The 16,018-nt window shown below is 53.4% G+C and carries 10 protein-coding genes and 2 pseudogenes; 7 read left to right on the forward strand and 5 right to left on the reverse strand.

Going from position 1 to position 16,018, the window contains the following annotated elements:
• The first annotated feature begins 310 nt into the window (after positions 1-310).
• The 4 genes and pseudogenes from ACI77D_RS08460 (at position 311) to ACI77D_RS08475 (ending at position 5,606) form a co-directional block, all read left to right on the forward strand.
• Entirely contained in the window at positions 311-571 is a 261-nt protein-coding gene (locus tag ACI77D_RS08460) for an accessory factor UbiK family protein (RefSeq protein ID WP_025856328.1), read from the forward strand.
• Positions 572-784: 213 nt separating this feature from the next.
• A pseudogene (locus ACI77D_RS08465) lies at positions 785-1,750 on the forward strand (YifB family Mg chelatase-like AAA ATPase); the annotation flags it as partial.
• Between the two features lie 41 nt (positions 1,751-1,791).
• Positions 1,792-3,546: a recombinase family protein gene (locus ACI77D_RS08470; RefSeq protein WP_407016381.1), complete on the forward strand. Its 1,755-nt coding sequence runs from the start codon at positions 1,792-1,794 to the stop codon at positions 3,544-3,546.
• Between the two features lie 413 nt (positions 3,547-3,959).
• Positions 3,960-5,606 (forward strand): hypothetical protein, encoded by a 1,647-nt coding sequence (locus tag ACI77D_RS08475; RefSeq protein WP_407016382.1) that lies wholly within the window; start codon positions 3,960-3,962, stop codon positions 5,604-5,606.
• Positions 5,607-6,785: 1,179 nt separating this feature from the next.
• Here ACI77D_RS08475 and ACI77D_RS08480 read toward each other — a convergent pair.
• The gene (locus tag ACI77D_RS08480; RefSeq protein ID WP_407016383.1) at positions 6,786-7,268 is read right to left on the reverse strand and encodes a hypothetical protein; all 483 of its coding nucleotides are present in this window, start codon (positions 7,266-7,268) and stop codon (positions 6,786-6,788) included.
• A gap of 85 nt (positions 7,269-7,353) precedes the next feature.
• Between ACI77D_RS08480 and ACI77D_RS08485 the strand changes: the two are divergent.
• Positions 7,354-7,902: pseudogene (locus ACI77D_RS08485) on the forward strand (ATP-binding protein); the annotation flags it as partial.
• Here the strand turns inward: ACI77D_RS08485 and ACI77D_RS08490 are convergent.
• Positions 7,899-8,483 (reverse strand): TetR/AcrR family transcriptional regulator, encoded by a 585-nt coding sequence (locus tag ACI77D_RS08490; protein ID WP_064454700.1) that lies wholly within the window; start codon positions 8,481-8,483, stop codon positions 7,899-7,901. The pseudogene ACI77D_RS08485 and the gene ACI77D_RS08490 overlap by 4 nt on opposite strands.
• 112 nt (positions 8,484-8,595) lie before the next feature.
• On the opposite strand from ACI77D_RS08490, the gene ACI77D_RS08495 reads away from it, so the two are divergent.
• Complete coding sequence (locus ACI77D_RS08495; protein WP_064454701.1) at positions 8,596-9,510, forward strand: ABC transporter six-transmembrane domain-containing protein; 915 nt, start codon at positions 8,596-8,598, stop codon at positions 9,508-9,510.
• Between the two features lie 3 nt (positions 9,511-9,513).
• Here the strand turns inward: ACI77D_RS08495 and ACI77D_RS08500 are convergent, their stop codons facing one another.
• Positions 9,514-11,490 carry a methyl-accepting chemotaxis protein gene (locus ACI77D_RS08500; RefSeq protein ID WP_407016384.1) on the reverse strand — a complete coding sequence of 659 codons (1,977 nt, stop codon included), beginning with the start codon at positions 11,488-11,490 and terminating at the stop codon, positions 9,514-9,516.
• A 177-nt stretch (positions 11,491-11,667) separates the two neighbouring features.
• A complete protein-coding gene (locus ACI77D_RS08505; RefSeq protein WP_221295892.1) occupies positions 11,668-12,588 on the reverse strand; it encodes a LysR substrate-binding domain-containing protein in 921 nt (306 codons plus the stop codon).
• A gap of 152 nt (positions 12,589-12,740) precedes the next feature.
• Between ACI77D_RS08505 and ACI77D_RS08510 the strand changes: the two genes are divergently transcribed.
• Positions 12,741-14,144 carry a NorM family multidrug efflux MATE transporter gene (locus ACI77D_RS08510; protein WP_221295893.1) on the forward strand — a complete coding sequence of 468 codons (1,404 nt, stop codon included), beginning with the start codon at positions 12,741-12,743 and terminating at the stop codon, positions 14,142-14,144.
• A gap of 132 nt (positions 14,145-14,276) precedes the next feature.
• On the opposite strand, the gene ACI77D_RS08515 is transcribed toward ACI77D_RS08510, so the two are convergent.
• A complete protein-coding gene (locus tag ACI77D_RS08515; RefSeq protein WP_064454705.1) occupies positions 14,277-15,941 on the reverse strand; it encodes a bifunctional diguanylate cyclase/phosphodiesterase in 1,665 nt (554 codons plus the stop codon).
• Positions 15,942-16,018 lie beyond the last annotated feature (77 nt).

A 16,018-nucleotide genomic window follows, 5' to 3' on the forward strand; every position in this document is an offset into this window, starting at 1 on the left:
ACGCCAGCGAACCACTGGTGACGAAACCTGTACCCCTGATCCGTCGGCGCACTGCATTCGTCACAGCGACTGCATCAGTGCATGGGTCATGATCGTCTAAGCAGAAAGCTTGCCAGCTCCGTAAAAACCACTGAAATCAGTCCGTTGCCCACTTATGCCCACCTGCGGGGCTGTATGGCGACGCCAATGCGCACAAAAACAGTGCGTAGCCGCCCGGCCCCCTGCGCGAAAAGCGTGCGTCTGTGGCCGTGAAAGGACTATAGACGCTGCGTGATACACTGCCCGCCAACAGTTTTCCGGAATATTTCCCATGCTCGCGCCCAAAGACCTCCTCGACGCCCTGAGCGGCCACGCCTCTCGCCTGTTCAGCGGCGACACCCCGCTGCCCCGCAACGAAATCGAAAGCCAGTTCAAAGCGTTGCTGCAAAGCGGCTTCAGCAAGCTCGACCTGGTGAGCCGGGAAGAGTTTGACAGCCAGATGGTCGTACTGGCCCGCACACGTGCGCGGTTGGAGAGCCTGGAGGCGAAGGTGGCGGAGTTGGAAGCCAGGTTGACGCCGCCCACTGAGTAAACGCGGTCAGTGTGGGAGCTGGCTTGCCTGCGATGCAGGCGCTTCGGTGTATCAGTTGCACTGAGGTGATGCTATCGCAGGCAAGCCAGCTCCCACATAAAGCGCTGCGACCGACGCTGGATACGTTCTGTAAAACCTCTCCCGCCTCGCTCTCCACCCCCTCGTCTACCCTTGAAAAACCGCAGGAAGCGGCCCTCTCTTCAAGGAACGAGCATGTCCCTCGCCATCGTCCACAGCCGCGCCCAGATTGGCGTCGAAGCCCCTGCCGTCAGCGTTGAAGTGCATATGGCCAACGGCCTGCCCTCCCTGACGCTGGTAGGCCTGCCGGAAACTGCCGTCAAGGAAAGCAAGGACCGCGTGCGCAGCGCCATCCTTAACTCAGCGCTGCAATACCCGGCCCGCCGCATCACCCTCAACCTCGCGCCTGCCGACCTGCCCAAGGACGGCGGGCGTTTTGATTTGGCGATTGCCCTGGGGATTCTGGCGGCCAGCATGCAAGTGCCGGCGTTGATGCTGGACGACGTGGAGTGCCTGGGTGAGTTGGCGCTGTCCGGTGAGGTGCGCGCGGTCAAAGGCGTGCTGCCCGCCGCGCTGGCGGCGCGCAAGGCCGGGCGCACCGTGATAGTGCCTCGGGCCAATGCCGAGGAAGCGTGCCTGGCGTCGGGGTTGAAGGTGATTGCGGTAGACCACCTGCTGCAGGTGGTGGCGCACCTGAACGGGCATGTGCCGATTGAGCCCTATAAGTCCGACGGGCTGCTGTACCTGAACAAACCCTATCCGGACCTGAGCGAAGTGCAGGGGCAACTGGCAGCCAAGCGCGCTTTGCTGATCGCGGCGGCGGGCGCGCATAACCTGCTATTCAGCGGGCCACCCGGCACCGGCAAGACATTGCTCGCCAGTCGGCTGCCTGGGCTGCTGCCGCCACTGAGTGAGCAGGAAGCCCTGGAAGTCGCCGCAATTCAGTCAGTGGTCAGCCCGGCGCCGCTGAGCCATTGGCCGCACCGCCCGTTTCGCCAGCCGCACCACTCCGCTTCCGGGCCGGCGCTGGTCGGCGGGGGTTCAAAACCACAACCCGGGGAAATCACCCTCGCCCACCATGGCGTGCTGTTTCTGGATGAGTTGCCGGAGTTTGATCGCAAAGTGCTGGAGGTGCTGCGCGAGCTACTGGAGACTGGTAAGTGGTATTCTCACACTTTTCCAAACGTCACAGGAAGCCCGGAATGCCTACCGCTTACGCCTACATACGCTACTCATCAAAAGCACAAGGCGAAGCCGGTAGAGACTCGGTAGATCGTCAGATGGCGTCGATCCAAGCCATTACAAAGCAACAAGGTATTGAGTTACCGCCCGAGAATATATACTCAGATACGGGCATATCTGCACATGATGGAAGCAACAAGCGTAAAGGAAAACTTAAAGAACTCATTGATATGATTAGCGATATGCATATCAGGGAGGGAGATTATATATTCGTTGAAAGCATTGACCGGCTTAGTCGCCAAAGACTTCTACAAGCAAAAGAGCTGGTCAACGGCATACTTGAAAAAGGCGTTATCTTAATAACCACGATTGATGGTCAACGATATGAAAAACCGAACGCCACAAACCGTATCGATGACTTACAACAAGATATACTTCTAAGTGTTATTGCAAAGCGAGCATACGAAGAAAGCAACACAAAATCAATTCGTAGAAAATCTGCATGGAATAGGGCCAAGAAGTTAGCCGAAGATGAAAAGGTCATTTTTAACGCTCATAATCCTCCCTATGGCATTCGCCACAATCCAGAACTTAACTGTTTTGAAATCAATGAAGATGAAGCTCAGGAGATAAGAGATTTTTTTGAAAGCTTGAAATATGTCGGCGTTTCGCTATCAATCAAAAAGCTGAATGCATATTCAAAACGCCAATGGTCAAATAGAAATATAAAACATCTTATAGACACGAAATATGTGCTCGGTGCATACATGGCACAACGACGGGACGAAAACAAAAAGAAAGTCTTTGAGCGATATATTGAAAACTATTACCCACAAATCGTTTCATATGAGCTATTTGATGAAGCAATAGCAGCGATGAAGAACAGAGCACACAGAAAGAACTACGGCAACCAAAGTGTAGGCAGCTTGAATATTTTCCGCCACAGCATCAAATGCGGTTGTTGTGGTGCTTCTATGCTGTTTGAAAAACAAACAAACCCAAAGGGCGTCGTTTATCCGTATTTTCAATGCTACACACGCAAAGAATTAAAAAATGGATGCGACCAACCACGCTTTCGTTTTGACTTGGCATTTGGGTTATTTCTTGAACTCATATATCAGTCAACAACAAATGAAGACTTCGACGTTCACCCATGGCAGAACGAAGACCCAAACCCTGAGCGTCAATATGAATGGATAACTCGTGAAAGCGGGATGATTTATCGTCTCCCAACACAAGAAGACATTGATGAAGAGGAACGGGTAGAGAATTTCAGAGAATTATTAATCAAGCTCCTGTCAAACAGAGAGAGCCAAACCAAAGACAACAAGAAAATTGTGGAGCTGAACAACCTTTTGCTTGAACAAAAAAGTTATAGAGACAACCTAATGAAGTCTTTTGCTGGTTTCACTAGCGGAGTCATCCCGAAAGAATTCTTAGAGGTAGTTAGCAAAACAGAGGCAAACATCAACGATATTGAACAAAACCTTGCAGAACTACAAACACAAATAAACATCAAGAAAACCACTATAAAAATTTACTCGGAAAACGACATAATTCTTTTGTATAAAACAGAAGATGGCCGCTTAAAAATAAATCAATTCTTTGTTGCTAATGACATCACTTTCAAATTCAACTTCGACAAAACCACAAGAACTTTATTTGCTAAGATTTTCCAGAATGGTTTTGAAATTGACCGCATAGCTAAACAGTTCAGTCTACACAATCCACTTAAAGAGTTTGGCATCAACAATCTCAACGAATACTTTAATTAAATCCATCACAATCAAAGTAGGCTGCCTAATCAGGTGGCCTTTTTTGTTCTCGCTTGAAAATAAAATAATACATGGTAACTTGTAGTTAAATAACTCAATTACTGAAAGTATGAGTATTTATCAACCAGTTGATGGTAATTTCACACTTTCACTTCGTGAAAGCCGCTACGCTTGCGAAATGACCACTGGTGCCTAGTCGGCAGGACAGAAACAAAAGCAAAGGCAACACCTACTGCTCAACAAGAAAATTCTCACCATATTTGCAATGGCTCTAATTTCTCTTGTAGAACACTTTGCGAAGATTCCTCACCCTTTGGGTCGTAGTCTTACGCAGTCACCAGCGGCCTTATGGGCCTTCTGAGTGACAAAGCCAACTCAGTTCACCTACCCGGTGAACATCGATCAGGAGCAAGATGTCCAAAACCAAAAGTATGATCTGGAAAAGATTAAATTTCACCAGTGGTAACCGTGTTAAGAAAACCCCCGGAATCAATCAACTTAAATCATCACTTGAACATTCTTTAAGGATTGTTCAAAAAAACGACCTTGAATTTAACAAAGACCTTATTGAAAAGAACATTGTTTTTTTCAATAACAAGCTCACAAGAATGGATAAACTTTCGATTGATGACCGAAAGGAAATGTTCAAATCCATATATGCCCCACTCACTGAGCAAAAACAAAATAATGGGCAATTATCCGAAGTTAATTGTGAGCTGTCAAAATACGCTTATAAATTAAAAGCACTTATCAAAAAAAATGAAGATAGTGAATTAACATCGTTTCTTCAAGCCTTGCTTCACAACCCAGAAGCTGTCGATATTGATTGTTCAAATGTTATTGACAAAATGAATATTCAACGCAAGAAGCAAAAGATTTCTTGTGTCAACAACTACATAGAATTAAAAAACAAATCTATCGAATTGAATAAATCGGATGATGATTTCAGTTTGAAAAAAACTGTTATTCAAGAAGCGTTCTGGAAATTCCCGTTCAACCAATGCGTGGACAATGTAAAGCCTACTGATTACATGAATATAATCAATAACTTTTACAAAGAGCGTCTGCCTGATTACCCAGTTAAATTAATCGTTTTTCATGGTGATGAAATCACCAATCGACATGATGAAAACTTAGGAGTTCACCCACATATATTCATAGATGGGAAAAACAAAAAAACAGGAAAATATGACTTAATCAATGATGAATTTAAAATGGTCAATAACTTTTTAAAAAGTGAAGGAAACCCTGAAATTAAAGGTAGAACATTTTCCGACGCTCAGACATTAGGAGAAGCCTATCAGAGAATGATATATGCGTTTGTCAATAAAGAGCTTGTTAAAAAGGGTTATGATTTTCAAGTTGATATATTACCTGAAACAGAAGATAAAAAAACAAGAAGGAAGTTAATCAATGCTGACGCCTCTAAACCAAAGATGTTTAGAGCATTCAATTCAATGAATAAAAGCATGGACGAGCTTGCAGCTCTTGAAATCACATTAAAAGAAAAAGCCGAAAACCAAGCCAAGCTTGATAAAGACCTCAAAAGAGTTTTGGGCCTTAGTAAAATTTACAAGCAAGAAAATGAAAAATTATCAGGCGACAACAAAGAACTTTATTCAAGAATAGATGATGGTAAAAAAGAAGCTATTGTCATTGATAGCAATATCAACGCAATGAGAAAAACCGAAAATGATTTAGTCACTTCAATAAGCTCAAAGACTGATGAAATAAAAGAGCTTGATGTTCTCATCGAAGACAAAAGAACTTATTACGAGAAGCTTAGCGACGCTTTTAAATCCGTCCGAAACTTCGTTGAAGCTTGTATTCATCGCAGCATACGCTACGAAACTACCAAACCAAATCAATCGCAACTAGATAACGTTAATAATGAATTAAAGCTAATTCATAAAGAACTGCCTTCGCCAGAAGGTCAAAAGTTAATCAATGAATATCTTGATATACAAGAAGCTGAACTTCATAAAAATGACATCCCTGTTAAATTTGAAGGCGGTTTTTTAGATAGAAAATCAAACAGGTTAGCCAGAATAAGGACGTAATCTTTTAAGTGTAGATACAAGACAAACAGAATTTTTAATTCTGTTTTTTTATTAGCCTGCTGCTAATTTCTAAATAAAAAAGCGACTCTGGATGGTAAGAAAAAAGCCGCGATTTGACTTTATCCAACAAAATGTTACAACATTAAAAGGTGAAGCCCTAATGTGATTAGCATTAAGGCTTCGGCGTTGATACTGTTAACGGCAGTTTCAACTTGTAATTAAAGTTATAGCATATAATTTTAACCTTTCAAGTCTCTCCTGCCGTAAAAATCAAATCCTAATAATAAATTTCAGTATTAACACATGTAAGCAATGTTGGAAATTCAGGTGATTGTTCCGTTGCATAGCCTAAGAGAAATAGAATGGGGATATTGGAAATTTCTCAACCCGCCAGCCATAGAAATATGTTGAACAGGGTTCCAATATGGTGTTGATATAGCCATCAAGTGTTCAAAGTTTAAACTGAGTATCACAGATTTAAACCCCGAGCTAAAACAAGCGTAATCGGGCAAAGCTCAACTGTTTTCAGTTATTGAAGATAGGAAGACCAGCTTTGCCCGAGCTTTATTCTGGTAAGAATAAAAGCGAAGGGCAAGGCTGGAATTAAAAAGATATCACACACACGTACGTACCTACACACCCACACACACACCTACACCTACACCTACACCTACCTACACCTACCTACACACTCACACCTCTACGTGATTACATCGCTAAGACACTCGAAACACCCGAAATTTAAGTGGTTTATTAGGACGGGAGTAGTAAGACACCTATGCAACTAATTACGCTTCGTAATCACGCATTTTAAATAACATCTTTTTGTAGCAAAACTTTCGAAAATTTTAAACTCGTTATTTTGCCGTTTTTAGAGGACTCACCGTCATCCTCGTATATTAATATCTACACGCAAAAATACGCTGTTTTTGGCCTGTTTCCGTTAATGCACAAAAAAAACGCATTTGTTTTTATGAATTTTTTATGTAGTTTCTTGAGTTTCCATTTTCTTGGACGTCCGTTTCTTGGCTTAAAATCAATGAAAACCACTGTCAATAGCAAAATGAAAATAAATTTAAGGTCGAACCTTATTAGTCAAATAGGGTTAGACCTTAATCAATGCAATAATCTGCTCATTTTTCTAACTTGAACAAGTTCAAGCTTTCAAAATGACCTTACTTATCTATGCTTATGATTTGCACCACTTTCAGCGATTAACATTCCAACGATGCGAGCCCCCCAAGTAATTACCAGAAGACCGACGACTATAAAAAACAATGTCCACATCCCTTTGAATGCACTGGCTAATAATGCAAATGGCACTACTGCTCCCCCAAGCAATACCATGCCAAGAATCGCCCAGAAACCACCCCATAGGAACCATGTAGTCAAAAGGCTAATGAGAAAACTCAGGAGGCCGAAAACATATGAAAATATGTATATCGTTGCACCACTAAAAACCCGAAGTCTTTTAAAGATTGAAAGTGGCAACAACACAAACAAAATCAACCCTATGCATATCCATCCTACTGATATTAACGGCGGAATTATTTGTTCGTAAGCTCTGGTTATACCTGCAAAAAATAAGAACGGTAAAGCCAGCAGTCCTAGAAAAACGGCGATCCCGAATGCAATGCTCCCAGCCTTTGATAGAAATCCCATACAACCTCCTGTTGGCAAAGTGCCATTCTCAGTCCAATCAGGAGCAAAAATCCATTGCTAAAAAAATGTATAGAGTAGCCCCCTACCATTCGAGTCAGGGCATATCGTGATTTCCCGCGCCCGTGACCGGGTGAGTTTCCCCGCGCGGTTTCAATTGGTGGCCGCCATGAACCCCTGCCCTTGCGGCTATCTGGGCGACCCCAGCGGGCGTTGCCGCTGTACGCCGGAGCAGATCCAGCGCTATCGCAACAAACTCTCCGGGCCATTGCTGGACCGCATCGACTTGCACGTAACCGTCGCCCGGGAAACGACCGCGCTGAACCCCACCCAACAGGACGGCGATAACACGGCGAAGGCGTCAGCAGAGGTTGCCGAGGCCCGCGAGCGCCAGCAACGACGTCAAGGCTGCGCCAATGCTTTTCTGGACCTGCCAGGGTTACGCAAGCACTGTCGACTGGCGAAAGCCGATGAGAGCTGGCTGGAAAGCGCCTGCGAACGGCTGACATTGTCCCTGCGCGCAGCTCATCGGTTGCTTAAGGTGGCGCGGACCCTGGCCGACCTTGAACAGGTAGAGCACATCGCCCGCCATCATTTGGCGGAGGCGCTGCAGTACCGCCCTGCGGCAGTTGGTTAATGCGCCTTGGGGAAATCCAATAGCAGCCTCGCCACTTCCATGACCTCATCCAGCACCGCTTCGGCCGATTCGGTGGATGGCTTAAGCATCAGGTCATCGGCATAGCCCATCGCCAAGGCAAAGATCTGCCGGGCAGCGCGTTGGGGCGAATCACAGCGAAAAACGCCTTCAGCGACACCTTGCTCGATCACCTCGGCAAGCATGCCTTGCCATTGAGCATTGATCACCAGATACGCCTGAGCCATCTGCGGGTCATGCATCGCCTCGTCCCACGCATCCAGCCACAGCGCCCAGCCAGCGTCGGCGGTGCACGGCAGGCAATCGCGCAAGAACCCGACCAGCGCCTCAAGCGGCGGCACGCCCGCCAGCGGGCCGCGGACCTCATCCAATTGTTCATTGGCAAAACGCACAAAGGCTTCGCGGCGCAGCTCATTCCAGTCGCTGAAGTAGTGGTAGACGTGGCTGCGGGACAGGCCGGCATGCTCGGCCAGGTCGCGGGTGGACACATCGGCAAACCCCTTGCTGCGAAACAGCTCCAGGGCGGCGGCGATGATCTGGTCTTTACGGTCGATACGCGACATGGGTAATTCCTTCGGGCGCCGGTAGATGAGTGGCGCTTGCTTTTTGAGCGATCGCTCAAGGATACTTGAGCAGTCGCTCAATAATAGCGTCTATCACCCCATTGGTGCACCTATGTCATCCGTCACTCCGCAAATTCTGATCGAAGAAAGCAAGAAAATTGGCCAACAGTCCGCCAGCCAGACCCTCAAAGCAATTGCCCGGGCCTACCCTGGCAAGTTGTTTTGCACGCTATCGCTGGTTGCACTTGAGAACGCGCTACTGCTGGCCTACCCGCTGTTTGCCGGGTTTGCAGTGGACTCGATCATCCGCGGCGATGCCGGCAGTGCATTGTTTTACGCCGCCGTGGTCCTGGCGTTTTGGGTGGTCGGGGCGGCGCGCCGCGCGTTGGACACCCGCACCTTCACGCGGATCTACGCTGACCTCGCGGTGCCGGTCATTCTCAACCAGCGCCTGCAAAACCACAGCACTTCAAGGGCAGCGGCGCGGGTGGTATTGGCACGGGACTTTGTCGACTTCTTCGAAAAACACGTGCCGATCATCGCGACGGCGCTGGTGTCCATCGTCGGTGCGGCAGTGATGTTGCTGGTGATCGAACCGTGGATCGGCCTGGCGTGTCTGGGCGCACTGCTGTTGTGCACCACCTTGCTGCCACGCTTCGCCCGGCGCAATCAGCAGCTGCATGAGCGCTTGAATGACCGCTTGGAGAAGGAAATCGGTCTGGTGGAAAAGGTCGGCGCGCAAACCTTGCAGCGCCACTATCACGTGCTGTCGCGCCTGCGGATCTGGCTGTCAGACCGCGAGGCGGCCGCGTTCCTGTTTATCGGTACGCTGGCCGCCCTGCTATTTGTCGTCGCGATCAGCCAGCTGGCCCTGTCGCCTGCGGTCAAGGCCGGCCACGTGTACGCGGTCATGACTTACCTGTGGACCTTCGTCAGCAGCCTGGACGAGGCGCCGGGGATGGTCGATCAGCTCGCGCGCCTCAAGGATATCGGCAAGCGTGTGGACCCGGGCCTCGGCGACCGCTAGGCCTCAACGAAACCGATCCACCTCATGCCGCAAGCCAGCCGCCAGGGTTTCCAGTTCCCTGGCGGTAATGGCCAGGTTCGACACCACTTCACGCTGCTCGCTGTTGGCCAGCGCAATGCTTTGCAGGTTGCTGCTGAGCACGTTTGCCGTGCTGCTCTGCTCCTGGGTCGCGGTGGTGATCGCGGCAAACTGCTGGCCCGCCGAGCGGCTTTGCTCGTCGATCCGCGCCAGGGCCGACGCCACGTCAGCATTGCGCGACAGGCCTTCCTGCATCAACACGTTGCCGTGCTCCATGGTGCTGATGGCGTTACCGGTTTCCTGCTGGATGCTTTGGATCATGCCGGAAATTTCGTCGGTGGCCTGACGGGTGCGCGAAGCCAGGTTGCGCACTTCGTCGGCAACCACGGCAAAACCTCGGCCTTGCTCACCGGCACGCGCGGCTTCGATGGCGGCGTTGAGCGCCAGCAGGTTGGTTTGCTCGGCGATCGAGGTGATGACGCCGACGATCCCGCCAATTTCCTGGGAGCGCTGGCCAAGGGTATTGATTACGGTGGCCGTGCTGTTCAGCGCCGCAGCGATATGCTCCAGGGACGACGACGCCTCTTGCATCGAGGTGCGGCCGATACGCGTCTGTTGGGCGTTTTCCTGGGCCAGTCGCTCGGTGTTACCCATGTTGTCTGCGATGTTCAGCGAGGTCGCGCTGAACTCCTCCACTGCGCCGGCCATACTGGTGATCTCGCCAGACTGCTGCTCCATGCCTTCATAGGCACCGCCAGACAGGCCAGACAACGCCTGGGCTCGGCTGTTGACCTCCTCGGCCGCCTTGCGAATATGCGAAACCATGGTCGACAGCGCTTCGCCCATCTGGTTGAAGCTGCGGGCCAGTTGGCCGATTTCGTCATGGCTGGACACATTGAGGCGCGCACTCAAATCACCCGCACCGAGGGCTTCGGCTTGGCGCACCAGGTCGCTCAGGGGCTGCAATTTACTGCGCAACAGCCAGACCGCAGCGCCCACAGCGAACAACATTGCCAGCACACTGCCAATCACCAGCCGAATGCCCACCGCCCAGGTCACCGCGCGGATTTCGGACTTCGGCATGCTCGCCACCACCGCCCACCGGCCGCCTTCAAACGGCACCGAGACGCTGTAGAAGTCTTCGTTTTTGTCACTCCAGAAGAGGCCTTTGCCTGGCTTTTTGGCCAGGTCGAGCATCACCGGGATCGCCTGGTCCAGCGCCTGCACACCTGCCGGCGGCACCAGCCAGTGTTTCTGTTCGTCCAATAAGGCCAGGGAACCCGTCTGGCCGATACGGAAGCGCTTGAGGTTGTCGAACTGAGCGTTCTGGGCGTCGGTGTAGTCGAAGCCGACAAACAGCACGGCGATCACCTTGCCAGCCGCATCCCGCACCGGCGTGTACTGGGTCATGTAGGAGCGGTCGAACAACACAGCCCGGCCGACATAACTCTGCCCGGCCAGCAGGCGTTGATAGGCCGGATGCTGGTGGTCAAGGGCCGTACCGATGGCGCGGCTGCCATCCTGTTTGGTCAGGGAGGTGCTGACGCGGATAAAGTCTTCGCCGCTGCGCACAAACACCGTGGCCACGCCGCCGGAAGTGTCCTTGAACTCATCGACCTCATCGAAATCGTTGTTCAACAGGTCGCTGCCCAGGAACAGGCTCGGGGTCTGCACACCGGCCACTGCTACCGGCTGTTCGCCACGCACACTCAACCCCGCGCCAAAGCGCTTTTCAAACAGCCCGCTCAAACGCTGGGTACTCTCGCGCAAGGTGCTGTGGAAGGTGTTGAGTTGGTCAGCGAGCAGGCGCGCCTCGCTGGCCAGGTGTTCCTCGCGCGTGTCAAGGTTGGCGGAGTCGAGGGAACGCAAGGCGAAAACAGTACTGCCGCTAATAACGACAGCCAAAATTACGGCCAAGGCGAGGCCTAACTGAGAGGCGATCCGAGCGCGAGGTTGAGACATGACAGCTCCTGGCCGAGGCCAGGATCATCCTGATCTCATAGCGCTGCTCGGCAAATTATCTGGTGGGAAACGTTGGTGCACGAAGGCTTCAACACACCTTCTTCGGCGGGCACGGGCAATACTTGAGCGATTCACCGGGATATCGCGCAAACGATTGCACGGACGCTCGATAGCGCGTCAATCCAGACGTTCAACCCGGGGCAACTCCATGGCGTTGACTTCCCCTTGCAGAAACTCCGCCAAACGGCGCAAGCGCTCACCACCGGGACGGGTTTTCGGCCACACCAGGTAGTAATTTTCCCCACTGGCCACGGCGGTCGGCCACGGCAGGCTCAATCGCCCTTGGGCGACGTCTTCAGCCACCATCAGCAGATCGCCCATCGACACCCCGTACCCTCGCGCCGCGGCGATCATGCCCAGTTCGAGGGTGTCGAACACTTGCCCACCCTTGAGCGACACCTGCGACGACAACCCCATGCGCTCCAGCCAGTTGCGCCAGTCGCGGCGGTCGGGCGTAGGGTGCAGCAGCTCAGCGGACGCCAAGCGATTAACATCCCAAGGCCCATCGGCCAGCAGGTTGGGTGCGCCCACCGGGATCAGCAGTTCAGGGAACAGGTAACAGGCCTCCCAGTCTGCCGGGAAATGCCCGTAGCTCAACAGGACCGCGCAATCAAAAGGCTCTTGGTTGAAGTCCACTTCATCCACGCTCATCCACGCACTCGTGAGTTGCACTTCGTTGCCGGGCTGCAACGCACGAAAGCGGCTGAGCCGCGCCAGCAGCCAGCGCATGGTCAAGGTGGACGGCGCTTTCATGCGCAGGATGTCGTCTTCGGCATTCAGGGTATGGCAGGCCCGCTCCAGCGCAGCGAAGCCCTCACGTACTCCGGGCAGCAGCAGGCGCGCCGCTTCGGTGAGTTGCAGGTTTCGGCCGCTGCGCTGGAACAGGCGGCAGGCGAAATGCTCTTCGAGCGTGCGGATATGTCGGCTGACGGCACTTTGAGTGATCGACAGCTCCAGCGCCGCACGGGTGAACGAGTTATGCCGGGACGCGGCTTCAAAGGCCCGCAGGGCATAAAGCGGAGGAAGGCGACGAGACATTGGGAAAGCTCCGACAGCGCAATATCGAAACCCTACCAGAATCACTTAGGCATGAGTTTTAATCATGCAAACGATCGCATTTATCGTTTTGTGCAATGCGCTCAAAGCGCCGAGAATCAACCCTTCCTCAACCCTCCGACTTTTTGAGCGTGATGATCATGCAGCATCCGGTACGTACCGAACTCTGGGCCATTCTGCGGCTGTCGGGGCCGTTGATTGCCTCACAGTTGGCACACATGCTGATGGTGCTGACAGACACCCTGATGATGGCCCGCCTTAGCCCCGAAGCCTTGGCCGGTGGTGGCCTCGGCGCCGCGAGCTATTCGTTCGTGGCGATTTTTTGCATCGGCGTAATCGCCGCCGTGGGCACCCTTGTCGCTATTCGTCATGGTGCGGGCGACATCGAAGGCGCTACTCGCCTGACCCAGGCCGGGCTATGGCTGGCCTGGCTGATGGCCTTGGTAGCCGGCTTACTCCTATGGAACCTCAAGCCCCTATTGTTGATGTTTGGCCAGACCGAAACCAACGTGCACGCGGCGGGGCAATTCCTGACCATCCTGCCGTTCGCCCTGCCCGGCTACCTGAGCTTCATGGCCCTGCGTGGTTTCACCAGCGCCATCGGCAAGGCCACCCCGGTGATGGTGATCAGCCTGTGCGGCACAGTGCTTAACTACTTCCTCAACCACGCGCTGATAGAGGGCATGTTCGGCCTGCCCAAATTGGGCTTGATGGGCATCGGCTTGGTCACGGCCATCGTTGCCAACAGCATGGCCCTGGCGCTGATGTGGTACATCCGCAGCAACCGGACCTACGCGGCCTACCCGCTCGGCACCGGCCTGCTGCGCCTCAACACCCAGTATTTGCGCGAGCTGTGGCGCCTGGGATTGCCGATTGGCGGCACCTATGCGGTGGAAGTCGGGCTGTTTGCTTTCGCGGCGTTGTGCATGGGCACCATGGGCAGTACGCAATTGGCGGCGCATCAGATTGCCCTGCAAATTGTCTCGGTAGCGTTCATGGTGCCGGCGGGCATGTCGTACGCGATCACCATGCGTATCGGCCAGCATTACGGCGCCGGGCAGTTGCTGAATGCGCGCATGGCCGGGAGGGTCGGCATCGGATTTGGCGCGGCGGTGATGTTGGGATTTGCGGCGGTGCTGTGGCTGTTTTCCGATCCGCTTATCGGGCTATTCCTCGACCATAACGACCCGGCCTTCCACGACGTGATCGTCCTCGCTGTCAGCCTGCTGGCCGTAGCGGCCTGGTTCGAATTGTTCGACGGCGTGCAGACCATCGCCATGGGCTGCATCCGTGGGCTGAAAGACGCCAAGACCACCTTCCTGGTGGGCTTGGGCTGCTATTGGCTGATCGGCGCTCCATCGGCATGGCTGATGGCGTTCACCCTGGGCTGGGGACCGACTGGCGTGTGGTGGGGCCTGGCACTGGGCCTTGCCTGCGCGGCCATCAGCCTGACTTGGGCGTTTGAAGCGAAGATGGAGAGGATGATTCGCCGGGAGCCGCAAATAGACACGCAATTCCAGGCTATGCAACCCGACTAGAGGATGTACTCGGTCAATGTGGGAGCAGGCTTGCCTGCGATACAGGCACCTCGGTGTGTCAGGCATAACCAGGTGATGCCACCGCAGGCAAGCCAGCTCCCAGATTTGATTGGGTTTACAACACTCGAATACTCAGCCCAAAAGCGCCTGCTCACCCTTGCCGAACGTCAGGTATTCCACCAACTCCGGCAACGGTAACGGCTTGCTGATCAGGTAACCCTGGGCCTGGTCGCAACCAAACAACCTCAACAGCGCAAGCTGCTCGGGCGTTTCCACGCCTTCGGCCACCACTTCCAGGTTGAGGTTGTGGGCCAGGTTAATCATGGCGTGCACCAGCTTGCGGTTTTCTTCACGCTCTTCCATACCGCCGACAAAGCTCTTGTCGATCTTCAACAAGGCAATCGGCAGGCTGTTGAGGTGCACGAACGACGAAAAACCGGTGCCGAAGTCATCCAGGGAAAACCTCACGCCTAGGCGGCCGAGGGCATCCATAGTCTGCTTGACCAGATCACTGCGGCGCATCACGGCGGTTTCGGTGAGCTCAAACTCCAGCCACTGCGCTTCCACACCACGCTCGGCAATGAGCCGGCTGAGGGTCGAGAGCAATTGGCTGTCCTGGAATTGACGAAACGACAGGTTGACCGCCATGTGCAGCGGCGGCAGGCCGCGCTCGCGCAGGTCTTGCATGTCGCGCAGGGCCCGGGAGATGACCCAGTAACCCAGCGGTACGATCAGACCGCTCTGTTCAGCCAAGGGGACAAATTCGCTGGGCGGCAACAGGCCTCGTTCGCCGTGGCGCCAGCGCACCAGCGCTTCAAGGCCGACGATGTGCCCGTCGTCCAGGTCCAGGCGCGGCTGGTAGTGCAGTTCCAGTTCGTCACGGCGCAGCGCGCGGCGCAGTTCACTTTCCAGGTCAGCCAGGCTGCGTGCATTGCGGTTGATGCGTTCGTTGAAGATATGAAAGGTGCAGCCTTGAGTGCTTTTGGCTTGCTGCATGGCGATGTGCGCGTGCCACATCAACGGGTCGGCACCGGCGCGCGCGCGGGCATGTGCCACACCCAGGCTGCAACCGATCAACAGGCTTTCGCCGTCTACCCAGTAGGGCTCGGCCATGGCTTCGGTAATACGTTCGGCCATCCATTCGGCGCGCTGAGGCGCGCGCCGGGTATCAATCAGCAAGGCGAATTCGTCGCTGCCCAGCCGCGCCAGTTGGTCACCGGCTTCGAGTTGGCTCTTGAGCCGCGAGACCACCTGCAGGATCAACCGATCGCCCGCCTGATGGCCCAAGGCGTCGTTGGCGTGACGGAAGTTGTCGAGGTCGAGGTGGCCAAGGGCCAAACCGCGGCCTTCGTTCTCAACCAATCGCGCCGCCAGCAAGGTCTGGAAACCCTGTCGATTGGCGATGCCGGTGAGCGGGTCCTGCTCGGCCAGGCGCTGCAAGGTGTTTTCCAGCACGCCCCGCTCACGCACGTGGCGCAAGCACCGGCGCAATGTGTCGGAATCCAGGACACTACGGATCAGCCAATCGCTGACACCCAGCGGCGCAACCAACGGCTCCTGCTCCAGCAACAACACGCACGGCAAGTTGCAGCGCCCGGCACCGGGTTGCAAGTGGGGCGTGGTCAACAGCACGGCGGTGTGGTCGTCATCGAATAGACGACTCACCGAGTCCCAGTTGGGCGCACTGATCAGCACAGCCCCTTCGCCCATCGGCGCCAGGCACTCGCGCAACAACGCTGCCCACGCTGGCTCATCGGCCAGTAGCAGCAAACGCAAGGGTTCGACAGGCGTAGACAAGCTAGCTCCCTAGACTCTGCAAAAGTGTGGTGGCGGCGGGCATTATGACGCGCTGCCTGATAATCACCAATGATAAG

The organism is Pseudomonas sp. O39 (assembly GCF_045447295.1).
Taxonomy (GTDB): Bacteria; Pseudomonadota; Gammaproteobacteria; order Pseudomonadales; family Pseudomonadaceae; genus Aquipseudomonas; species Aquipseudomonas antarctica_A.

Coding starts and splice junctions, on each gene's coding strand:
- ACI77D_RS08460 (WP_025856328.1), top strand. CDS start 311: ATGCTCGCGCCCAAAGACCTCCTCGACGCCCTGAGCGGCCACGCCTCT.
- ACI77D_RS08470 (WP_407016381.1), top strand. CDS start 1,792: ATGCCTACCGCTTACGCCTACATACGCTACTCATCAAAAGCACAAGGC.
- ACI77D_RS08475 (WP_407016382.1), top strand. CDS start 3,960: ATGTCCAAAACCAAAAGTATGATCTGGAAAAGATTAAATTTCACCAGT.
- ACI77D_RS08480 (WP_407016383.1), bottom strand. CDS start 7,268: ATGGGATTTCTATCAAAGGCTGGGAGCATTGCATTCGGGATCGCCGTT.
- ACI77D_RS08490 (WP_064454700.1), bottom strand. CDS start 8,483: ATGTCGCGTATCGACCGTAAAGACCAGATCATCGCCGCCGCCCTGGAG.
- ACI77D_RS08495 (WP_064454701.1), top strand. CDS start 8,596: ATGTCATCCGTCACTCCGCAAATTCTGATCGAAGAAAGCAAGAAAATT.
- ACI77D_RS08500 (WP_407016384.1), bottom strand. CDS start 11,490: ATGTCTCAACCTCGCGCTCGGATCGCCTCTCAGTTAGGCCTCGCCTTG.
- ACI77D_RS08505 (WP_221295892.1), bottom strand. CDS start 12,588: ATGTCTCGTCGCCTTCCTCCGCTTTATGCCCTGCGGGCCTTTGAAGCC.
- ACI77D_RS08510 (WP_221295893.1), top strand. CDS start 12,741: ATGATCATGCAGCATCCGGTACGTACCGAACTCTGGGCCATTCTGCGG.